This is a genomic window from Streptomyces sp. NPDC050147, assembly GCF_040660195.1.
GTDB lineage: Bacteria > Actinomycetota > Actinomycetes > Streptomycetales > Streptomycetaceae > Streptomyces.
Genome location: NZ_JBFALJ010000041.1, coordinates 1 through 20,634 on the forward strand (window position 1 = coordinate 1; position 20,634 = coordinate 20,634).

At 68.7% G+C, this 20,634-nt stretch carries 20 protein-coding genes, 1 tRNA gene and 1 pseudogene; 13 read left to right on the forward strand and 9 right to left on the reverse strand.

Going from position 1 to position 20,634, the window contains the following annotated elements:
* Positions 1-124: 124 nt before the first annotated feature.
* Positions 125-847 (reverse strand): DUF5324 family protein, encoded by a 723-nt coding sequence (locus AB0I94_RS39565; RefSeq protein ID WP_363314657.1) that lies wholly within the window; start codon positions 845-847, stop codon positions 125-127.
* A 251-nt stretch (positions 848-1,098) separates the two neighbouring features.
* Between AB0I94_RS39565 and AB0I94_RS39570 the strand changes: the two genes are divergently transcribed.
* Positions 1,099-1,632, forward strand: coding sequence for a peptidylprolyl isomerase (locus AB0I94_RS39570; protein ID WP_160506126.1), 534 nt, complete (start codon positions 1,099-1,101; stop codon positions 1,630-1,632).
* A 116-nt stretch (positions 1,633-1,748) separates the two neighbouring features.
* Entirely contained in the window at positions 1,749-2,645 is an 897-nt protein-coding gene (locus AB0I94_RS39575) for a rhomboid family intramembrane serine protease (RefSeq protein WP_363314658.1), read from the forward strand.
* A 302-nt stretch (positions 2,646-2,947) separates the two neighbouring features.
* Here the strand turns inward: AB0I94_RS39575 and crgA are convergent, their stop codons facing one another.
* Complete coding sequence (gene crgA / locus AB0I94_RS39580) at positions 2,948-3,205, reverse strand: cell division protein CrgA (protein ID WP_363314659.1); 258 nt, start codon at positions 3,203-3,205, stop codon at positions 2,948-2,950.
* Positions 3,206-3,297: 92 nt separating this feature from the next.
* On the opposite strand from crgA, the gene AB0I94_RS39585 reads away from it, so the two are divergent.
* The 6 genes from AB0I94_RS39585 (at position 3,298) to AB0I94_RS39610 (ending at position 7,695) form a co-directional block, all read left to right on the forward strand.
* Positions 3,298-4,068 (forward strand): DUF881 domain-containing protein, encoded by a 771-nt coding sequence (locus AB0I94_RS39585; protein ID WP_363314660.1) that lies wholly within the window; start codon positions 3,298-3,300, stop codon positions 4,066-4,068.
* Positions 4,069-4,090: 22 nt separating this feature from the next.
* The gene (locus AB0I94_RS39590) at positions 4,091-4,783 is read left to right on the forward strand and encodes a class E sortase (protein WP_363314661.1); all 693 of its coding nucleotides are present in this window, start codon (positions 4,091-4,093) and stop codon (positions 4,781-4,783) included.
* Positions 4,784-4,814: 31 nt separating this feature from the next.
* Positions 4,815-4,976 (forward strand): hypothetical protein, encoded by a 162-nt coding sequence (locus tag AB0I94_RS39595; RefSeq protein ID WP_190083025.1) that lies wholly within the window; start codon positions 4,815-4,817, stop codon positions 4,974-4,976.
* On the forward strand, positions 4,973-5,626 hold the full coding sequence (locus AB0I94_RS39600) for an aminodeoxychorismate/anthranilate synthase component II (RefSeq protein ID WP_363314662.1): 654 nt from the start codon (positions 4,973-4,975) through the stop codon (positions 5,624-5,626). Before AB0I94_RS39595 ends, AB0I94_RS39600 begins: the two co-directional genes overlap by 4 nt.
* Entirely contained in the window at positions 5,623-6,897 is a 1,275-nt protein-coding gene (locus AB0I94_RS39605; protein WP_363314663.1) for a class E sortase, read from the forward strand. The genes AB0I94_RS39600 and AB0I94_RS39605 overlap by 4 nt, the downstream gene beginning before the upstream one ends.
* A 111-nt stretch (positions 6,898-7,008) precedes the next feature.
* A complete protein-coding gene (locus AB0I94_RS39610) occupies positions 7,009-7,695 on the forward strand; it encodes a class E sortase (RefSeq protein WP_363314701.1) in 687 nt (228 codons plus the stop codon).
* Between the two features lie 112 nt (positions 7,696-7,807).
* On the opposite strand, the gene pknB is transcribed toward AB0I94_RS39610, so the two are convergent.
* From pknB to AB0I94_RS39640, 6 genes are all read right to left on the reverse strand, one after another.
* A complete protein-coding gene (gene pknB / locus AB0I94_RS39615) occupies positions 7,808-9,817 on the reverse strand; it encodes a Stk1 family PASTA domain-containing Ser/Thr kinase (protein ID WP_363314664.1) in 2,010 nt (669 codons plus the stop codon).
* 168 nt (positions 9,818-9,985) lie between these two features.
* Positions 9,986-11,449, reverse strand: coding sequence for a penicillin-binding protein 2 (locus AB0I94_RS39620; protein WP_363314665.1), 1,464 nt, complete (start codon positions 11,447-11,449; stop codon positions 9,986-9,988).
* Positions 11,446-12,873 (reverse strand): FtsW/RodA/SpoVE family cell cycle protein, encoded by a 1,428-nt coding sequence (locus AB0I94_RS39625; protein WP_363314666.1) that lies wholly within the window; start codon positions 12,871-12,873, stop codon positions 11,446-11,448. Before AB0I94_RS39625 ends, AB0I94_RS39620 begins: the two co-directional genes overlap by 4 nt.
* 26 nt (positions 12,874-12,899) lie before the next feature.
* On the reverse strand, positions 12,900-14,492 hold the full coding sequence (locus AB0I94_RS39630) for a Stp1/IreP family PP2C-type Ser/Thr phosphatase (protein WP_363314667.1): 1,593 nt from the start codon (positions 14,490-14,492) through the stop codon (positions 12,900-12,902).
* A gap of 75 nt (positions 14,493-14,567) precedes the next feature.
* Positions 14,568-15,095, reverse strand: coding sequence for an FHA domain-containing protein (locus tag AB0I94_RS39635; protein ID WP_363314668.1), 528 nt, complete (start codon positions 15,093-15,095; stop codon positions 14,568-14,570).
* A gap of 10 nt (positions 15,096-15,105) precedes the next feature.
* Positions 15,106-15,999, reverse strand: coding sequence for a DUF3662 and FHA domain-containing protein (locus AB0I94_RS39640; RefSeq protein ID WP_363314669.1), 894 nt, complete (start codon positions 15,997-15,999; stop codon positions 15,106-15,108).
* A gap of 421 nt (positions 16,000-16,420) precedes the next feature.
* Here AB0I94_RS39640 and AB0I94_RS39645 point away from each other — a divergent pair.
* Positions 16,421-16,507, forward strand: a tRNA-Leu gene (locus AB0I94_RS39645).
* A gap of 192 nt (positions 16,508-16,699) precedes the next feature.
* On the opposite strand, the gene AB0I94_RS39650 is transcribed toward AB0I94_RS39645, so the two are convergent.
* On the reverse strand, positions 16,700-17,083 hold the full coding sequence (locus tag AB0I94_RS39650) for an MFS transporter (RefSeq protein WP_363314670.1): 384 nt from the start codon (positions 17,081-17,083) through the stop codon (positions 16,700-16,702).
* A 1-nt stretch (position 17,084) separates the two neighbouring features.
* Between AB0I94_RS39650 and AB0I94_RS39655 the strand changes: the two are divergent.
* The 4 genes and pseudogenes from AB0I94_RS39655 to AB0I94_RS39670 form a co-directional block, all read left to right on the forward strand.
* A pseudogene (locus AB0I94_RS39655) lies at positions 17,085-17,352 on the forward strand (helix-turn-helix domain-containing protein); the annotation flags it as partial.
* Positions 17,353-17,492: 140 nt separating this feature from the next.
* A complete protein-coding gene (locus AB0I94_RS39660) occupies positions 17,493-19,100 on the forward strand; it encodes a DUF2252 domain-containing protein (protein WP_363314671.1) in 1,608 nt (535 codons plus the stop codon).
* A 250-nt stretch (positions 19,101-19,350) separates the two neighbouring features.
* Positions 19,351-20,175: a J domain-containing protein gene (locus AB0I94_RS39665; protein ID WP_363314672.1), complete on the forward strand. Its 825-nt coding sequence runs from the start codon at positions 19,351-19,353 to the stop codon at positions 20,173-20,175.
* A 22-nt stretch (positions 20,176-20,197) separates the two neighbouring features.
* Positions 20,198-20,545, forward strand: coding sequence for a rhodanese-like domain-containing protein (locus tag AB0I94_RS39670; protein ID WP_363314673.1), 348 nt, complete (start codon positions 20,198-20,200; stop codon positions 20,543-20,545).
* Positions 20,546-20,634 lie beyond the last annotated feature (89 nt).

The window sequence follows — 20,634 nt, forward strand, 5'->3', positions numbered from 1 at the left end:
GTCCCGCCTGTGCTCTGTCGTTCCAATCCCCCCGCCCCCCCCCACCCCCTTTGGGGCGTCAACCCCCCAGCTGAGGTGATCCCGCCCTACGGCGTTTCTGGAACCAGCGACAGATCGCGACAGATCAGCGCAGGTCGTCGCGGTTCGCGGCCTCCGACTCGGCCTGCTTGGCCTGGACCTCGGGGTCGAGGGCGTCCTGACCGCTGCCGTCGACCGAGGTCAGCGGCGTGCTGTCGGGGACCTCCGTCGCGGCCGGCGGCTCGACGAGCCAGTCCGGGTTGGCCTGCTTGTCCCACCACTTCCAGGCGGCGACCGCACCACCGGCCAGGACGCCCAGGACCACGAGGCCCTTGGCGAGACGCCCGGCGCGGGCCCGGCGGTTGTGCTTGCGGGCCAGCCGCTGGATCTCCTTGGGCGTGACCTCGCCGCGCAGTGCGGCGAGCGCGGCCGTACCGCGGGACGCGGCCTGGTCACGGACGGGCTGAGCCGCGGCCATGGCGTGCTCGATCCGCGGCTTCGAGTAGTCGGCGGCCTGCCTGGCCGCCTTACGGGTCTGCTTGGCAGCCTTACGGGTGCGCAGAGCGGCTTCGTGCGCGGCGTAGTCGACCTTCGGCGGCACGTGTGCACGGGCCTGCTCGATGCGTGGGCCGACATGAGCGCCGTACTGGGCACGGGCTTGCTCGGCGGCCTGCGACACCTTGGGCGCGAGGCGGGCACGGCTTTCGTGCGCGTACTGGACGGCCTGCTCCTTGGCCGTTCCGGCGTAAGGGGCCACCGCCTCCGCGGCATGCCGCACGCTGTCCCTAGCCGAACCGGTCGCGGCGCGCACGCTGTCGATGCGGGTCACAGGATCCTCCTCCTCGGTGGCTTATAGGTATGTCACCTTTCCACCCTTTCAAGGATCATGCCTTCCGGATGGCTCCGAGGCATGACGCAGCCGGGCATCCGGGTGCGATCATTCTGATCAAATCGGTACAAGGGGATTGCTTTGCCGACAATGCCACGGATCGCCGTGGCGCGCGCCCAATCGGCGGCTACTCGTCGCAATCCGGTCCGTGGGAGGATCGGGAGGTCACAGAAGACAACGGAAGGCAGACCGTGGCCGAGCAGCTTTACGCCACCCTGAAGACCAACCGAGGCGACATCGAGGTGCTGCTGCACCCCAACCACACGCCGAAGACGGTCAAGAACTTCGTCGAGCTCGCCCAGGGCGAGCGCGAGTGGGTTCACCCGGAGACCGGTAAGAAGACCACGGACCGGCTCTACGACGGCACGGTCTTCCACCGCGTCATCAGCGGCTTCATGATCCAGGGCGGCGACCCGCTGGGCAACGGCACGGGCGGCCCCGGATACGAGTTCGAGGACGAGTTCCACCCCGACCTCGCCTTCGACAAGCCGTACCTGCTCGCCATGGCCAACGCCGGGCCGGGCACCAACGGCTCCCAGTTCTTCGTGACGGTTTCGCCGACTGCCTGGCTCACGCGCAAGCACACCATCTTCGGCGAGGTCACGGACCCGGCGAGCCAGAAGGTCGTCGACGAGATCGCTGCCACGCAGACCAACCCGCGCACCGACCGCCCGGTGAACGACGTGGTCATCGAGTCCGTCGTCATCGAGACCCGCACCGCCTGACACCGGCGCACGCCGCGAGGGAACCAAACCGCCCCGCCCATCCGTAAGGAAGGGCGGGGCGGTGCGTTCGCTACGCGCGCGTAGCTGTGCCTTCGTACGGACATTGAGGGGACCCCATGGACCAGGCACCAGGCAGCCCGCAGGGGCCACAGGACGCAACGAACCTGCCCGGCTGTTACCGGCATCCGGACCGCGAGACCGGCATCAGCTGCGCCCGCTGCGAGCGGCCGATCTGTCCGGAGTGCATGATCAGCGCTTCGGTCGGCTTCCAGTGCCCCACGTGTGTGCACGAGGGGTCGGGCACCGGGCACGCACCCGCGGCGAACCAGCCGCGGACCATCGCCGGTGGCTCGATCGCCGCGGACCCGCGGTTGGTCACCAAGATCCTGCTCGGCCTGAACGCCGCGGTGTTCATCGCGGTCCTCGCCGTGGGGGACCGCCTGGTCAATGAACTGGTCCTGATCGGGGCATGGCCGCCCGCGCCCTGGGTGCCGACCGAAGGCGTCGCCGAAGGTCAGTGGTACCGCCTGGTCACGTCGATGTTCACGCACCAGGAGATCTGGCACATCGCGTTCAACATGCTCGGCCTGTGGTGGCTCGGCGGCCCCCTGGAGGCAGCGCTCGGCCGCGCCCGCTATCTCGCGCTGTACGTACTGTCCGGCCTCGCGGGCAGCGCGCTGACCTACGTCGTGGCCGACCCGGATCAGGCCTCGCTCGGGGCCTCCGGGGCCATTTTCGGCCTGCTCGGCGCGACCGCGGTCCTGATGCGGCGCCTGAACTACGACATGCGGCCCGTCATCGCGCTGCTGGCGCTGAACATGCTTTTCACCTTCACCTGGAGCGGCATCGCCTGGGAGGCGCACGTCGGCGGCCTGGTCGCCGGTGTCGCGATCGCGTACGGGATGGTGCACGCTCCCCGCGAGCGGCGGTCGCTCGTGCAGTGGGGGACCTGCGCGGCGGTGCTGGTCCTGGTTCTCGTGACCGTGGTCGTCAGAACTGCTCAGCTCGTCTGAAGATCCGTCTGACGCTCACAGTTGGCGTCCGATGGCCAAGGTTGTCCACAGCGTGTGCCCGTGCTTGTGCATTCCGTGTGGAACAACAGTGCCCCTTGTCCCTGACCTGGGTTTCCCCAGGAAGGACAAGGGGCCTGTGCGGTCTTGCGGGCGATCAGGCAGTCATACCGGCGTCAACACCGAGAGGGTTATCCACAGATCGTCTTCCTTTTCCCCAGCCGAAGCCGGAATGTGGATAGCGCTGTGGATAACTCAGGGCAAGGCTTGCGCGCGGCTCCCGTGGAGCTCCCGCGGGGGTCGCGCTACTTCCACTGTGTGGAGACGCCGAACCCCGCAGCGATGAAGCCGAAGCCGACCACAATGTTCCAGTTGCCCAGCGGGTCGATCGGCAGCTTGCCGTCGGTGACGTAGAAGACGACGATCCAGGCGAGCCCGATGAGGAACAACGCGAGCATCACCGGAGCCACCCAGCTACGGCTGGTCAGCTTGATGGTCGTCGCCTTCTTCGCGGGCGGCGTGTAATCGTCGGCGGCCTTCTTGCGGATCCGTGACTTCGGCACGAGGGTCTCTCCTGTCGATACGGGGAGCTGAGCCCTCCCCCGGGCGTCCGTTAGCGTAGTGCTTCCGCGGCGCTGAAGGAGATAAGGGTACGTTGAGCAATTCCGCCGACTTCCCCACAGGCCCGGGTCGCCGTCCTCGCCGGCGGCCCGTCCGGTTGCTGACGGCCGCCGTTTTCGCGCTTGCCGGCCTCATCTTCTTCACCAGCTTCAACACGGCCAAGGGCACGAACATCCGCACCGACGCCTCCTTGCTGAAGCTCTCCGACCTGATCGAGGAACGCAGCCACAAGAACGGCAAACTGGACGAGTCCAACGGATCGCTGCGCGAGGACGTCGAGGCGCTGGCCGAGCGCGACAACGGCGGCACGAAGGCCGACGACGCGCGGCTCAAGGCCCTGGAGACGAACGCGGGCACCAAGAAGCTCAGCGGTGAGGCGCTCTCCGTCACCCTCGCCGACGCCCCGCCGAACGCCACCGCCAAGCTCCCCGGCTACCCCGAGCCCCAGCCCAACGACCTGGTCATCCACCAGCAGGACCTCCAGGCCGTGGTCAACGCGCTCTGGCAGGGCGGCGCCAAAGGCATCAAGGTCATGGACCAGCGGCTCATCTCCACCAGCGCCGTCCGCTGCGTGGGAAACACCCTGATCCTCCAGGGCCGCGTCTACTCGCCTCCGTACAAGGTGACCGCGATCGGCGACCCGGAGAAGCTCAAGACGGCGCTCGCCGCCTCCCCGGAGATCCAGAACTACATGCTGTACGTGAACGCGTACGGCCTCGGCTGGAAAGTCGATGACGACGGGGCGATGACTCTTCCCGGCTACTCGGGCACAGTGGATCTCCACTACGCGAAGCCCGTGGAGTAAGCCGCTGGGGGAGCCTGTGTCGGTGCGAGTGCTCGTCAGGACGTTCAGCGAACTGTGCATCACCATCGGCACCTTGATCGTGCTCTTCGTGGTGTACGTCCTGTTCTGGACCGGCGTGAAGGCCGACAGCGCCATGGACAGCCAGATCGACACACTGCAGGACCAGTGGGCGCGGGGATCGGTGCCGGCGCATACGGACGACGCGCCTTCGAAGACGTCCTCCCCGAAGAAACCCGGTCCCTACGAGGACGGCAAGCCCTTCGCCGTCATGTACATCCCGCGGCTTGGTTTCACGTGGAACAAGCCGGTGCTCGAAGGCACCGGCACCGAGACCCTCAAGAAAGGCCTCGGCCACTACGGGGACACCGCGCAGCTCGGACAGCGGGGAAACTTCTCCGTGGCGGGCCATCGCCGCACGTACGGAGACCCGTTCAAGGACTTCCCGAAGCTACGGCCGGGCGATCCCGTGGTCCTGACCGACGGCACCACGTGGTTCACGTACCGCATCGGCAACAAGCCCTACAAGACGCTGCCCGGCGACACGGGGGTCATCGACGCGGTCCCGCGCAAGTCCGGGTACGACGGACCGGGCCGTTACCTCACCCTTACGACCTGCGAGCCAGAGTGGGGCCACAGCCACCGGTTGATCGTCTGGGCGCACCTCGACGCCACCCAGCCCGTCGAGGCCGGGAAACCGGAGGCACTACGCCGTTAGTCTGGTGCCGTACGGCTACGGAAGGGACGGCATGTACGGCTGGATCTGGCGGCATCTGCCGGGAAACGCATGGGTTAGGGCGCTGCTTTCGCTGGTGCTCGTCTTCGCTGTGGTCTACGTGCTCTTCCAGTACGTCTTCCCCTGGGCCGAACCGCTGCTGCCCTTCAACGATGTGACGGTGGACGGCCAGTGAGTACCGAAGAGCGCCCGCGCCGCATCCTGGTCGTCGACAATTACGACAGCTTCGTCTTCAACCTCGTCCAGTACCTCTACCAGCTGGGCGCCGAGTGCGAGGTCCTGCGCAACGACGAGGTCGAGCTGCGCCACGCACAGGACGGCTTCGACGGCGTCCTGCTCTCGCCGGGGCCCGGCACGCCCGAGCAGGCGGGCGTCTGCGTCGACATGGTGCGGCACTGTGCCGCCACCGGTGTGCCCGTGTTCGGTGTCTGCCTCGGCATGCAGTCGATGGCGGTGGCGTACGGCGGAGTGGTGGACCGTGCGCCGGAGCTGCTGCACGGCAAGACGTCTCTGGTGGCCCACGAGGGCAAGGGCGTCTTCGCGGGGCTGCCGTCGCCGTTCACCGCGACGCGCTATCACTCGCTCGCCGCCGAACCGGCCACGGTTCCCGCCGAGCTGGAAGTGACCGCGCGTACGGAGGACGGCATCATCATGGGCCTGCGCCATCGTGAACTGCCCGTCGAGGGCGTGCAGTTCCACCCCGAGTCGGTGCTCACCGAGCACGGCCACCGCATGCTCGCCAACTGGCTGGTGGAGTGCGGGGACGCGGGAGCCATCGGCCGGTCGAGCGGGCTGGCCCCGGTGGTGGGCAGGGCCACGGCGTGACCGCGTTGCGCCCCGAGCGTGATTCCTCCGGAGTTCCGTACGACGACGATCAGTACGCGTCGTACGGGGAGCCTGGGGCATTCGATCAGCCCGGGGCGTTCGAGGCGGCTGTCGATCACCTTGCCGATCCGCTGACCGATCCGCTGCCGGGGCAGCATCCTTCGCCGTGGTTCCGCAGTGGGCCCGCCGAGCCGGCGCCGCAGCCCACGCCTGAGCCGGTGCGGCCCCAAAAACAGGAGTGGTACGACCACGAGGAGTACGCCCGCGACTGGCAAGTGGAGCAGCAGCCGCAGGAACCGACGTACGAGGAGCTGTACGGCGCGTACGCCCCGCGGCGACCCGCGCCGGTGTACGAGCCGCTTCCGGAACCCGCCCGGCCTCAGGTCGACGACGAGACGGTCGGCCTGCGTACGTCGGACACCCGCCGAATAGTCGAGCCCGAGCCGGAACGTCCCGCGGAAGGCAGGGCCGCCCGCCGCAAGGCCGCCAAGAAGGGCGCCCCGCGCTCTCCGAGCGCCTCCAGCACCGCCGGCGCCCCGCCGGGGCCCGCCGCCCCCCTCTCCCGCGTGGAGGCCCGTCGCGCCGAGCGTGCGCGCAAGCCCTCCCCGGGTGCCGTGGTGAGCCGGGGGCTCGGCGAGCTGTTCATCACCGTCGGCGTCCTGATGCTCCTCTTCGTCACGTACCAGCTCTGGTGGACCAACATCCGCGCCCACCATCAGGCCAACGGCGCTGCCAGCGACCTCCAGGAGAAGTGGGCGAAGGGCAAGGGCAAGCCGGGTGCCTTCGAACCCGGGCAGGGCTTCGCGCTCCTGCACATCCCTCGCCTCGACGTGGTCGTGCCGATCGCCGAGGGCATCGACAAGTCGAAGGTCCTGGACCGCGGCATGGTCGGGCACTACAACGAGGGCGGCACCAAGACGCCCATGCCGGACGCGAAGACGGGCAACTTCGCGGTCGCCGGGCATCGCAACACCCATGGTGAACCGTTCCGTTACATCAATCAGCTCGAACCGGGCGACCCCATCATCGTCGAGACGCAGGACAAGTACTTCGTCTACAAGATGGCGAGCATCCTGCCGCAGACCCAGCCCAGCAACATCGCGGTGATCGGGCCCGTCCCGCCGGGGTCGGGCTTCACCAAACCGGGCCGGTACATCACACTGACCACCTGCACCCCGGAATTCACGAGCAAGTATCGAATGATCGTCTGGGGCAAGATGGCCGAGGAACGACCGCGCAGCGAGGGCAAACCGAGCGCGCTCGTCAACTAGCACGGTGAGAACGGGGCAGAACCAGTGGCAGCCACGACCGACCACGACGAGGAGCGGGCCGAGGAGCGGGCCGAGGAGCAGGCCGCGGGGCAGGCCGAGTCGCCCGCGCCCGTGCGCAAGCCGCGGCCACGGGGGCGAGGCCCCATCGCCACGGCGGTCACCGTCTTCGGCGAACTCCTCATCACCGCCGGCCTGGTGCTCGGCCTCTTCGTCGTCTACTCCCTGTGGTGGACCAACGTCGTCGCGGACCGCGAGGCGCACAAGCAGGGCGACAAGGTGCGCGACCGCTGGGCGGGCGGCCCGGGGAACCTGAACACCAAGGACGGCATCGGCTTCCTGCACGTGCCCGCGATGGGCAACGGCGACATCCTGGTCAGGAAGGGCACCAGCAACAAGGTGCTCAACCACGGTGCCGCGGGCTACTACGAGGACCCGATCAAGTCCGCTCTCCCCCAGGACAAGGAAGGCAACTTCACGCTGGCCGCGCACCGCGACGGCCACGGCGCGAAGTTCCACAAGATCGACAAGATCAAGAAGGGCGACGCGATCGTCTTCGAGTCCCGGGACAAGTGGTACGTGTACAAGGTGTACTCGATGCTTCCCGAGACGTCGAAGTACAACGTGAAGGCCCTGGACCCCATCCCGAAGGAATCGGGCGCGAAGAAGCCCGGCCGCTACATCACGCTGACGACGTGCACGCCGGTCTACACGTCCAACTACCGCTACGTGGTGTGGGGCGAGCTGGAACGCATCGAGAAGGTCGACAACAAGCGCACGCCGCCCGCGGAGCTGGACTGAGCCCTCCCGCCGACGGAGCTGGACTGAGCCCTGCGGCACCGCACACGAAAGAGCCCCGGACACCGCCTGCTGAGCGGGGTCCGGGGCTCTTCTCGGTTACGTGCCGCGGGGGCTAGTCGTCGTTGTCGCGGGAGAAGCCTGAGCCGCCTCCGAGGAAGCCGCCTCCGTCCCCGCCGTTCCCGCCGCCGTTGTTGCCCTGGTTGCCGCCTGCCGTGGTCAGGTTGATCGCGGTGTCGGGTGCGACCTGCTGGCCGGCGGGCGGATCCGAGAGGACGACGAGGGCGTCGTCCTCCTGCGGGCCCGTGATGGTGCCGACCGTCAGACCGGCGTCCTCGATGGCCTTGCGGGCGTCCTTGAGCTTCTGGCCGGTGAGGGCCGGCACAGTGGCCTGCTCCTGCTCGGCTTCCTTGGCGACCTTCAGCGTCACCGTGGAACCGGGATCGGCCTGGGTCTGCGGGGCGAGGCTCTGCGAGATGACCTTGCCGGCCTCGACGGAGTCGCTCTCTTCTTCCTCACACGTACCGACGAGCTCATTGGTCTGCAGCTGGGCCTTGGCCTCTTCGCAGGTCTTGCCGGTGACGTCGGGGACCACAGATTTCTCGGCCGCCTTGGCCACCTCAAGGGTGATCTTGCTGCCCTTTTGCACCTCGGTGCCGGAGACCGGGTCCTGATCGAGAACCTCGCCTGGGGTGCCCGAGGACTCCACAGGCTTGGTGTCGACCTCGAACTGGTACTTGTCGCTCTCCAGCTTCTCCGTGGCGGCGTCGACGTCCAGGCCGATGACCTTCGGCACCGCGACCTTCCGCGCCCCCGTGGAGACCACCACCGAGATCGTGTCGCCCTTGCTGACCGTCGCGTTCGCGCCCGGGTCCTGGGAGCAGATCTCGCCCCTCGGGTACTTGTCGCACGGCTTGCGCTCGGAGGCGTCGAGTACGAGGTCGACGTTCTTGGCGGACTTCTTGGCGTCCGCGAGCTTCTCGCCGACGAAGTTCGGGGCCTTGATCGAGTCGTTGCCGCCACCGCCCCCGGTGAACGCCCACTTCCCGATCAGGATCGCGCCCACCAGGACCAGGAGCCCCGCGAGGACCAGCAGAATCGTGGAAGTGTTGCTCTTCTTCTGGCGGCGACGCGAGTGATCGTCGTAGCCGTCGTCAGGGCCGCCGACCGGCGGCATCATCGACGTCTGGCCGCCGCCGTTCTGCGGGCGCAGCATCGCCGTCTGCTGGTCGTCCGGGTGGCCGCCGTAGCCGACCGCGCCCATGGCGGCGGTGGCCGCGACGGGCTGGCCGTCGAGGCAGGCCTCGATGTCGGCGCGCATCTCGTCGGCCGACTGGTAGCGGTAGTCCGGGTCCTTGGTGAGGGCCTTCAGGACGATCGCGTCCATCTCCGGCGTGATCTCGCCGTCGAAGACGCTCGGGGCCTGGGGCTCTTCCCGTACGTGCTGGTAGGCGACCGCCACCGGGGAGTCCCCGACGAAGGGCGGACGCACCGTGAGGAGCTCGTAGAGCAGGCAGCCCGTCGAGTAGAGGTCGGAGCGCGCGTCCACCTGCTCGCCCTTGGCCTGCTCCGGCGAGAGGTACTGCGCGGTGCCGATGACCGCGGCCGTCTGCGTCATCGTCATGCCGGAATCGCCCATGGCACGGGCGATGCCGAAGTCCATGACCTTGACCTGGCCGTTGCGCGTCAGCATGACGTTCGCGGGCTTGATGTCGCGGTGGACGATGCCGTTGCGGTGGGAGTACTCAAGGGCCTGGAGGATGCCGATGGTCATCTCCATGGCACGCTCGGGCAGCAGCTTGCGCCCGGAGTGCAGCAGCTCACGCAGGGTGGAGCCGTCGACGTACTCCATCACGATGTACGGGATGGAGACCCCGTCCACGTAGTCCTCGCCGGTGTCGTAGACCGCGACGATCGCAGGATGGTTGAGCGAGGCGGCCGACTGGGCCTCGCGGCGGAACCGGGCCTGGAATGACGGGTCGCGCGCGAGGTCAACGCGCAGCGTCTTCACCGCCACGGTGCGTCCGAGGCGGGTGTCGTGCGCGAGGTAAACCTCCGCCATCCCGCCCCGGCCGAGCACCTGGCCCAGCTCGTACCGCCCGCCGAGGCGACGCGGCTCTTCCATAGCTAATCCAGCCCTCTCCGTCAGTCCCGACCGCACCTTTGTGTGGTCCGGCGGTGTGCTGTCCGGGCATACGGTACCCGGCTCGCCTTACGTGACCCGGCCGCCACCGTCACCCGATACAGGACCGGTATCGCAACGTGCACTGATGTGAAGAGGCCGTGACGGGGGTCACTTCTTGCTGTCGAGAACCGCCTTCATCACGTCCTTGGCGATCGGGGCGGCCAGACCACCACCGGAGATGTCGTCGCGGCTCGCGGCACTGTCCTCGACGACCACGGCGACGGCCACCGGCGAACCGGAGTCGGTCTTGGCGTAGCTGATGAACCAGGCGTACGGGTTTTCGCTGTTGTCGACGCCGTGCTGGGCCGTACCCGTCTTGCCACCGACGGTGACGCCGGGGATCTTGGCGTTGCGGCCGGTGCCGTCGTTGATGACCGTCTGCATCATGTCCTGGAGCTTCTGGGCGTTCTCCTCGGAGAGCGGACGGCTCATCTCCTTGGGCGCGTGCTTCTCGATCACGTCGAGGTTCGGCGCCTGCAGTTCGCTGACCATGTACGGCTCCATCAGCTTGCCGTCGTTGGCGATGGCCGACGCGACCATGGCCATCTGCAGCGGCGTCGCGGCCGTCTCGAACTGGCCGATGGAGGAGAGCGCGGTCTGCGGACGGTCCATCTCCTTGGGGAAGACGGAGGCGTTCGAACGGACCGGCACGAACTGCTCTTCGTTGAAGCCGAACTTCTCGGCCGTCTCGAGCATCTTGTCCTTGCCGAGGTCCGAGCCGATCTTGCCGAAGACGGTGTTGCAGGACACCCGCAGCGCCTCGCGCAGCGTGGCGTTCTTGCAGGGGATGTCGCCCTCGTTCTTCAGCGGGGTCTGCGTGTCGGGCATCGTCCAGGGCAGCGGCGACTTGGTCGGTGCGTCGATGTCGTTGTACAGGTCGTGCTCCAGGGCCGCCGCGGCGGTGACCGCCTTGAAGGTGGAGCCGGGCGGGTACGTCTCGCGCAGGGCGCGGTTGAGCATCGGCTGGTCTTTGTCCTTGTCCAGCTTCCCGAACTGCTCGGCTTCCTCGTTCGTGTTGCCCGCGAAGGTCGAGGGGTCGTACGAAGGAGCGGAGGCCAGCGCCAGGATCGCGCCGGTCGACGGGTCGAGCGCGGCGACCGCACCCTTGCCGAGACCCTTCAAGCCGTTGTACGCGGCCTTCTGGGCGGCGGCGTTCAGGGTCGTGACGGCGTTGCCGCCCTCCTTCTTCTTGCCCGTGATCATGTCCAGGCTGCGGGTGAAGAAGAGCCGGTCGTCGTTGCCGGTGAGGATGCCGTCCTCAAGGGACTCGATCTGCGTGGCGCCGATGCGCTGCGAGGCGAAGCCGGTGACGGGTGCCCACATGGGCCCGTTCTTGTACGTCCTCTTGTACTTGAAGTCACCGCTGCCGGCCTCCTTGGAGCCGGTGATGGCCTTGCCGTCGACGATGATGTCGCCGCGCGGCTGGGCGTACCGCTCGATGGAGACCCGGCGGTTCTTGTCGTGCTTGGCCAGGGTGTCGGCCTGTACGTACTGGAGCCAGTTGTCCCTGGCGAGCAGGGCGAGGACGAGCAGCCCGCAGAAGACGGCGATCCGGCGCAGGGGCTTGTTCACGGTCGGACCACCTGGGTCATCTCGGCGTCGGGGTTGGGGGCGGGGGCCGGCGCGGGGCGTCGTGCGGTGTCACTGATACGGATGAGGATGCCGATGAGCGCCCAGTTGGCGATCACGGAGGAACCGCCGTTCGCGAGGAACGGCATGGTCATACCGGTCAGCGGGATCAGACCCATGACGCCGCCGGAGACGACGAACACCTGGATGGCGAAGGCGCCGGACAGGCCGATCGCCAGGAGCTTGCCGAACGGGTCACGGGCGGCGAGCGCCGTACGCACACCGCGCTCGACGATCAGCCCGTAGATCAGCAGGATCGCCATGACACCGGCGAGCCCCATTTCCTCGCCGAAGGTGGCGAGGATGAAGTCGGAGTTGGCGGCGAAGCCGATCAGGTCGGAGTGGCCCTGGCCGAGGCCCGTGCCGAGCACACCGCCCGAGCCGAACGCCATCAGGGACTGGGCGATCTGGTCACTGCCCGTGGAGGCGATGACGGCGTCGGAGAACGGGTTCAGCCAGGCGTCCACACGCTCCTGCACGTGCGGCTCGAACGTGGCCACACCCACGGCGCCGACGGAGGACATCACCAGACCGAACACGATCCAGCTGGTGCGCTCCGTGGCGACGTACAGCATCACGACGAACATGCCGAAGAACAGCAGCGACGTACCGAGGTCGGTCTCGAAGACCAGGATGAGGATGGACATCGCCCAGACGACGATGATCGGCCCCAGGTCACGGCCTCGCGGCAGGTAGAGCCCCATGAAGCGGCGGCTGGCCAGGGCGAGCGCGTCGCGCTTCACCATCAGATAGCCGGCGAAGAAGATCGCGATGACGATCTTCGCGAACTCACCGGGCTGGATGGAGAAACCGGCGACGCTGATCCAGATCCTGGCGCCGAAGATGTTCATGCCGAGGCCCGGCACGAGCGGCAGCAGCAGCAGAACGAGGGCCGCGACCATCGAGATGTACGTGTAGCGCTGCAGGACACGGTGGTCCTTGAGCAGCAGCAGCACGCCCACGAAGAGCGCGATGCCGATGGCGGAGTACATCAGCTGCTTGGGCGCGGAGGGGCTGAAGGAGCCGGTCGCCGCCTTGGCGAGGCCCTGCAGCTTCTCCGACTGGTCCAGGCGCCAGATGACCACCAGACCGAGGCCGTTGAGCAGCGTCGCGAGCGGCAGCAGCAGCGGGTCCGCGTAGGGCGCGAACCTGCGCACCACGATGTGGCCGACGGCAGCGAGCAGGCCGATACCGCAGCCGTAGCCGAGCATGCCGGAAGGCAGTTCGCCGTCGATCGCGAGGCCCACGTTGACGTAGGCGAACAGCGGGATGACGACGGCGAACGCGAGGAGCGCGAGCTCGGTGTTGCGCCTGCTCGGCGCCCCGATCGCGCCGATGGTCGACGTGTGTGTAGTGCTACTGCTCATGGCGTGCAAAGGCCCCCAACGGCTGCTTACTGCTTACCGCACAGTGGGACCAGCTTCTCCTCGTCCTCGGAGAGGCTGGGGCCGGGTGTGGGAGTCGGTGCGGTCGTGGACTTGTTCTTGTCGGTCGAGTTGTTCGTGTCGTTCGTGTCGTTCTTGTCCGCCGGATCGGTCGGATCGTCGGTGGGGGCCTTGGCCGCCAGGCCGGTCGTGCCGCCCGCCTCGCCCTCGCCGGGCTTGGCGTTCTCGCGCTCGGCCTCGCGGCGCTTGGCGTCCTTCTCGCAGGCCGAGGCCTGCATACTGAGCTCCTCGATCTTGCTCTTGGCGTCGTCGAGATTGCCCTCGGGGATGGTCCCCTCGACCTGCTTGCGCTGGTACGGCGGCAGGTACTTGAGTTCGATCTTGGGGTAGTTCTCCTCGACCTTCGACAGGCTGACCCACGCCAGATCCTGGTCGATGCCGCGGTACAGGGCGACGTTCTCGTCGTTCGTGCCGACGTAGTACTGGGTCTGGGTCCAGCGGTAGCCGCCGTACAGGCCGCCGCCGATGACCGCCAGGGCGAGCACGGTGTAGAGCGATCTCTTGAGCCACTTGCGGCCGCCGCCGGGCTTCACGAAGTCCTCGTCGCTGAACGCTCCGAAGCTCCCCTCGGGCACGTACCCCGTCGTGTCTCCGCTCCCGGGCGGCCCGAAGCCGCCTCCGGAGGGCTGCGGCGGCACGGGGCGGCCGAGACCGGACGCGCGGCCCGCGGGCGTCTGCATGGCGCCGTCGTCCTGCGCCTGGAGCTGGTTCTCGGCGACAGCGCCGACGACCACGGGGGTGTCGGAGAGCTGTCCCGCGAGGGTGTCGCCGCTGTCGATGTCCAGGACATCGGCGACGATCACCGTGATGTTGTCGGGGCCACCGCCGCGCAGCGCGAGCTGAATGAGCTCCTGCACGGTCTCCTGGGGGCCCTGGTAGCTCGCGAGGGTGTCCTCCATCGTCTGGTGCGAGACGACGCCGGACAGACCGTCCGAGCAGATCAAGTAGCGGTCGCCGGCGCGGACTTCACGGATCGAGAGGTCCGGCTCGACGTGCTCACCACTGCCCAGCGCGCGCATCAGCAAGGAGCGCTGCGGGTGGGTGGTGGCTTCCTCTTCGGTGATGCGGCCCTCGTCGACCAGGCGCTGCACCCAGGTGTGGTCCTGGGTGATCTGCGTGAGGACGCCGTCCCGCAGGAGATAGGCGCGCGAGTCGCCCACGTGTACGAGACCGAGGCGCTGCCCCGTCCACAGCAGCGCGGTCAGGGTCGTCCCCATGCCCTCGAGCTGGGGGTCCTCCTCGACCATCAGGCGCAGTTGGTCGTTGGCGCGCTGCACGGCGGTGCCCAGCGACGTGAGGATGTCCGATCCCGGTACATCGTCGTCGAGGGTGACCAGCGTCGAGATCACCTCGGAGCTGGCCACCTCACCCGCGGCCTGGCCCCCCATGCCGTCGGCGATCGCGAGCAGACGCGGACCGGCGTAACCGGAGTCCTCGTTCCCCTCCCTGATCATGCCTTTGTGCGATCCGGCGGCGAAGCGCAAAGACAGACTCATGCGCACCTCGCCCGTCGGCTCCGGGTACATCCGCACGGTGCCCACCCTCCGGTCGGGAGCGCGCTGGCGTCCAGTGTGTGGACCGCGTCGGCTCGCTCGCTCCGCTCGCTCATTGTCGTACTACTTCCGCAGCTCGATGACGGTCTTGCCGATGCGGATCGGCGCGCCCAGCGGAACGGGCGTCGGGGTGGTGAGTCGGGTCCGGTCGAGATACGTGCCGTTGGTGGACCCGAGGTCCTCGACGATCCACTGGCCGTCACGGTCCGGGTAGATCCTGGCATGCCTGCTGGACGCGTAGTCGTCGTCCAGCACGATCGTCGAGTCGTGCGCCCGGCCCAGCGTGATCGTCTGGCCCTGCAGGGCGACCGTCGTGCCCGCGAGGATCCCTTCGGATACGACCAGCTTGCTGGGGGCGCCACGGCGCTGCCGCCCGCCGCCCTGCTGCTGGCGCTGGGGAGGTGGAGTTGCCGCCGCCTGCTGTTGCTGGCGTGCGGCCTGCTGCGGTCGCGCGTTCTCGCGGCGCGAGCCGCGCTGTGTGACGCGTGTTCCGAACAGGTCGCTACGGATGACCTGGACGGCCACGATCACGAACAGCCACAGAACGGCTAGGAAACCCAGCCGCATGACCGTCAGGGTCAGCTCTGACATTGCCCCCGCTTCACCCTTCGGCTTGCCGGTAAACGATGGTGGTTTGGCCCACGACGATCCGCGAGCCGTCGCGGAGCGTAGCGCGGGTGGTGTGCTGCCCGTCTACCACGATGCCGTTGGTAGACCCGAGATCCTGGATCGTCGAGGGCGTTCCGGTCCGGATCTCACAGTGCCGGCGCGATACGCCGGGGTCGTCGATCCGCACATCGGCGTCGGTGCTGCGTCCCAGCACCAGCGTCGGGCGGGAGATCTGATGGCGATTGCCGTTGATCTCGATCCAGCGCCGCACCTGCGCACCCGGAAGAGGTCCGGCGCCCGGCCCCTGAGGGCGGCTGGGCACCGGTGCGGGTCCGCCCGGACGGCCGCCGGGAGGCGGCGCGGCGGGCATGGGAGGAGCGCTGGAGGGCTGAGAGGGCTGTGGGTAGCCATAGCCACCCCCGGCGCCGCCCGCCGGAGGTCTGGCGGGGCCGCGGCCGGCTCCCGTGGGGGCCGAGGGCCCTGCCGGGGCGCTGTCAGGGCTCTGGGAGGTGCTGGACGCGAGCGTGCGACTGCGCACCCGGTACAGACCCGTGTCGAGGTCCTCAGCCTTCTCCAGGTGGACCTTGATGGGGCCCATGAAGCTGTACCGCTGCTGCTTGGCGTACTCGCGCACCATCCCCGAGAGCTCGTCGCCGAGCTGTCCCGAGTAGGGGCTCAGGCGCTCGAAGTCGGGCGCGCTGAGCTCCACGATGAAGTCATTGGGGACGACGGTCCGCTCGCGGTTCCAGATCGTCGCGTTGTTGTCGCACTCGCGCTGCAGGGCGCCGGCGATCTCGACGGGCTGGACCTCGGACTTGAACACCTTGGCGAAGGTGCCGTTGACGAGACCTTCGAGTCGCTGCTCGAACTTCTTCATGACTCCCATGGGGCACCTCCTCCGTCGTAGTCATCCTGGTACTGCTTACTGATCGTATCCACGCGCCGGGAAATCGGCTGGTTCCCCCTGTCCGCCCAGTCGATGAGTGTCGCCTCTCACAAGGCATGCCCGCACCAGGGTTCCGGGATCCGTCCGCGCTCCTCTCAGCCTCCTTCACCAGGGATCGTAGAGGGGGCCTCAAACCAGTGTCGCGCACCCGACTGCGGTGCTTCGCCGGGTACGGCGCAAGTCGGTCGGACGGACCTGGATCTCTCCGGATCTCTCCGGATCTCCTGGGCAGGTGCCCCCGAATACGGATGTGAACCCACCCCTGCCAGCGTGCTAATCTTCTGCATGTCGAAAGGCGCTCGCACCGAACAGTGTTCGCACCAAGTGGACCAAGCGGTGAGAGACCCAAGACAACACCCATGCGCGGGTGGCGGAATAGGCAGACGCGCTGGATTCAGGTTCCAGTGCCCGAAAGGGCGTGGGGGTTCAACTCCCCCCTCGCGCACCATGTGAAGCGGGTCTCCACCAGGATGAAAGTCCTGGTGGAGGCCCGCTTCTCGTGTTCGGGGTGGTTTTCCGGACGGTGTTCCGGGTGGGTTGCGCCACGGGAGATCACGGCGGAGGGGGCGTCGCGGTGAGCTATATCACTGCGGGGGCTCCTTGGGCCTCCGCGGCCAGGGCGGGGTGGCGGGGCGGGCGGTCAGAGCCGGGCGGCTGGGGCGAGGCCGGCGGCCGGTAGCCATGCGGCGTCGTGTGCGGCGTCGGTGGTGTGACGGCGGGCCAGTGCCACCAGGCCACCGCAGACCGCCATGGTCGCCAGGACGACGACGAAGAACGTGGAGCCGGTGGTCAGTCCGACCGCGTCGCTGAGGAACCCGGCCACGACCGGGAGGATGCCGGCCGGTACGTAACCCCCCACATTGAGCGCCGCGTTGGCCTCGGCCAGGCGTTGCGAGGGGACCGCGGCGTTGAGCAGTGAGAGGCCGCCGAGCTGACCCATGCCCTGGCCGGCGCCCGCGAGCACGGCCGCGGCGATCAACAGCACGACCGACGAGGTGTGCACGGCGGCCATCAGGGCGGCCATGCTGACCGTCGTACTCACACAAGCTCCTGCTCGACTCCGAGAGCTTCGACCACTCCTGCGGCTGGTTCGGACTGGCCCGGCCGAAGTCGTCACTCACCCACCACTTCCGCGCCCTTCGGGACGCGGGCCTCACTCGGCAGCGCCAGTACGGACCAGAGCGCCGCAGCCAGGTGCGGATCGACGATCTCAACGCGCGTTTTCCCGGACTGCTCGACCTGGTGGCCGCATGGGAGCCGACGGACGGGGCGGGGAAGGGAGGCGGCAGGTGAGGAACAGGGAAACCGGGGCGAGCAGGGAAGGAATCGAGGTTATCCACAGGCTCTGACGCTGCCCGGCCGCCGGGGGTACCTTCGATGTCAGGCGAGGCCCAAGAGGGTCGCCTGGGCGCGGGGGATGCGGGGGCGGGGCAATGGTCAGGGCGCGTATCGACAGTGTGAAGTCCGACAGTGATGCAGGGTCCGGCAGCGGTGCCGAGACCGGTAGTGGTGCGGAGTCCGGCAGTGGTGCGCAGTTCCGCGGCGAGAAGCCTGGGGGCGGGAAGTCCGCAGGCGTGAAGTCGGTGAGTGCTCGGCTTCCGTACGTGAAGGGGTTCGCGCGGTGGCCCTCGCAGCGGGGCGCGGAGGGTGTGGCTGCCTCCGAGGGTGCCGACGGGGCGGTGGTTCCGGTGGTTTCGCCAAAGCGGGAGGGCAAGGCGCTGCGGGCGCGCGTCAGCCGTGCCTCGCACGAGTGGTTCGTCGAGGACGACGGACGACCCGATCCGGTCGATGCCGTGCAGGAGACCAACCGCAGCAGGCTCCCCGAGCTCGCCCCGATCAGGACGGGCAGGATGGCCGCCTCGCCCTTCGCCTTTCTTCGCGGGGCCGCCGGTCTGATGGCGTACGACCTCGCACGGACCCCCGTGACGGGGATCGGCGCCCAGATATGCGGCGACGCCCACGCGGCGAACTTCGGCCTGTACGGGGATGCGCGGGGCGGGCTCGTCATGGACCTGAACGACTTCGACGAGACGGGGCACGGGCCCTGGGAGTGGGACGTGAAGCGGCTCGCTGCCTCTCTCGTGCTCGCCGGGCGTGAGGCCGGGGCGAGCGAGGACGTCTGCAGGGAAGCGGCGTTCGACGCGGTGGGGGCGTACCGCCGCACGATGCGGCTGCTCGCGAAGCTCCCTGCACTTGACGCGTGGAACGCCATCGCCGACGAGGAATTGGTCTCGCACACGGACGCAGTCGATCTCCTCGGCACCCTGGAGAGCGTCTCCGAGAAGGCACGGCACAACACGAGCGCCCGGTTCGCCGCCAAGTCGACCGAGCGCACAGAGGACGAGTCCGGCTTCGAAGGACGCCGCTTCGTCGACGCCCCGCCGGTGCTCCGGCGAATACCGGACGCGGAGGCGGCCGAGGTCGCAGCCGCCCTCGCGGACTATGTCGGCACGCTGTCCGAGGACCGACTGCCGCTGCTCGCGCGGTACGCGATCCAGGACGTGGCGTTCCGCGTCGTGGGCACGGGCAGCGTGGGCCTGCGGTCGTATGTGGTGCTGCTGCTCGACCACCGGGGCGAGCCGCTGGTGCTCCAGGTCAAGGAGGCACGGCCCTCCGCGCTGCTTCCGCATCTGCCCAGGGCGGGCTTCACGGCGCCTGAGGTCGCGCACGAAGGGCACCGGGTGGTGCTCGGGCAGAAGCGGATGCAGGTGGTCAGCGACTTCCTTCTGGGGTGGACGACCGTGGCCGGGCGGGCCTTCCAGGTAAGGCAGTTCAGGAACCGCAAGGGCAGCGTGGACCCCGCGGCGCTTGCCGCCGACGAGATCGACGACTACGGCCGGATGACCGGAGCGCTGCTGGCCCGCGCGCACGCGCACAGCGTCGACCCGCGGCTCGTCGCGGGGTACGTCGGCAAGAGCGACGAGCTGGACACGGCGATGGCGGCGTTCGCGGTGGCGTACGCGAACCGGACGGAGGCGGACCACGCGGAACTTGTGCGTGCGGTCAAGGAGGGGCGCGTGGCCGCGGAGGCGGGGGTGTGAGGGGGTAGGTGGGGGGAGCGGGGGTGGGGGAGGGAGGGGGAGGGGGAGGGGGAGGCCCCCGGTGTTTGCCGGAAGTGTGGGGAGAGGGCCCGGTGGCCTCCCGGCGCGGGGCTTGGCTGCCACGCATGGTGGCCTCGCGCGCGGGCCGTGGCTGCCGCTCGGTCGTGGTGGGGGCACGGTGGCCTAGGCTGGACGAGTGACGACCCCGGAAGCCGAGCCTACGCAGCCTCAGACGCCTGATCCCGATCCCGTGACCGCTGGTCGCGAGGGAAACCCTGACGGGGCGGCGGGGCAGGGTGGCGCGCGGCCGGAGGACCGCCTCGAGAGGGCGGTCCGGGCGGCCGAGCAGGCGCTGATCGAGTACGAGATCGCCGTCGAGACGTTCCGGGTCGAGGTGGAGAATTTCTCCCGGCTGCACCACCAGAAGCTCGGCCCGATGTACGCGCGCCTCGACGAGCTGGACGCCGAGATCGCCGAGGCCAAGGCCGCCCGTAGCGGTGACCCCGAGGACCTGCGTAAGGCGGACGAGGCCCGGGCGCGGGTCATGCCGATGCCGGGGGTCGAGGAGCTGTTCCACGGTTGGATGGACGGTGACGGTCTCTATCCGGAGGCCGCCGCGATGCTGACCGATCAGTCGGTGCGACCGCCGCAGCGGGTGCGGCCCAGCGACGAGGCCCGCAAGCTCTACCGTGAGCTCGTCCGTAAGTCCCACCCCGATCTGGCCCAGGACGACCAGGAGCGTGGCCGCCGCGAGGAGTTCATCACGCGGGTGAACGCCGCGTACGCACGTGGGGACGAGCCCCTGCTGCGGGAGCTTTCCGAGGAGTGGGCCGCCGGCCCTGTGCCCGAGCAGCAGTGGCCGAGCAAGAGCGAAGAGCTCTACGCCCGTCTTGAGTGGCTGTCCCAGCGCAAGGAGCTGCTCACGGTGGTCGCGCGGGAGCTGGAGGAGGGTGCGATCGGCGCGATGCTGCGGATGGCGCCGGACGATCCGGATCAGCTCCTCGATGAGATCGCCGAGCAGTTGCTCGCGCAGGTCACCGAGCGTGAGGCGGAGCTTGCGCGGCTGAGCGCCTAGCCGGTCGGGTAGCGTCGGACGCATGGCTTTCGGATCTCATGTGCCCACGGTCGGCGTCGATGACCTCACGAGCGGCGATTTTCTCCTTGACGTTCGTGAGGACGATGAGTGGCAGGCGGGCCACGCCGCGGGTGCGCTGCACATCCCGATGAGCGAGTTCGTCTCCCGCTACGGCGAGTTGACTGAGGCCGCCCCGCAGGACGGCAAGGTCCATGTCATCTGCCGGGTCGGTGGACGCTCGGCGCAGGTCGCCATGTACCTCGTCCAGCAGGGTGTCGACGCGGTGAACGTCGACGGTGGCATGCAGAGCTGGGAGGCCGCGGGCCGCCCCGTCGTCGACGACAAGGGTCAGCCGGGCGTCGTGATCTAGTTCAGCGGCGCCTGGAGCCCTCAGCCTGCCTGGGGTCTTCACCCGCTCCCCTCCACCCCTGAGCGTTCAGCCTTCGTACTTCACCCTTC

Bases quoted from the DNA above. Each gene is read 5' to 3' on its own strand.
- AB0I94_RS39575 (WP_363314658.1), top strand. From the start codon at position 1,749: ATGGACCAGGCACCAGGCAGCCCGCAGGGGCCACAGGACGCAACGAAC.
- AB0I94_RS39595 (WP_190083025.1), top strand. From the start codon at position 4,815: ATGTACGGCTGGATCTGGCGGCATCTGCCGGGAAACGCATGGGTTAGG.
- pknB (WP_363314664.1), bottom strand. From the start codon at position 9,817: ATGGAAGAGCCGCGTCGCCTCGGCGGGCGGTACGAGCTGGGCCAGGTG.
- AB0I94_RS39625 (WP_363314666.1), bottom strand. From the start codon at position 12,873: ATGAGCAGTAGCACTACACACACGTCGACCATCGGCGCGATCGGGGCG.
- AB0I94_RS39635 (WP_363314668.1), bottom strand. From the start codon at position 15,095: ATGTCAGAGCTGACCCTGACGGTCATGCGGCTGGGTTTCCTAGCCGTT.
- AB0I94_RS39640 (WP_363314669.1), bottom strand. From the start codon at position 15,999: ATGGGAGTCATGAAGAAGTTCGAGCAGCGACTCGAAGGTCTCGTCAAC.
- AB0I94_RS39650 (WP_363314670.1), bottom strand. From the start codon at position 17,083: ATGGCCGCCCTGATGGCCGCCGTGCACACCTCGTCGGTCGTGCTGTTG.
- AB0I94_RS39660 (WP_363314671.1), top strand. From the start codon at position 17,493: ATGGTCAGGGCGCGTATCGACAGTGTGAAGTCCGACAGTGATGCAGGG.
- AB0I94_RS39670 (WP_363314673.1), top strand. From the start codon at position 20,198: ATGGCTTTCGGATCTCATGTGCCCACGGTCGGCGTCGATGACCTCACG.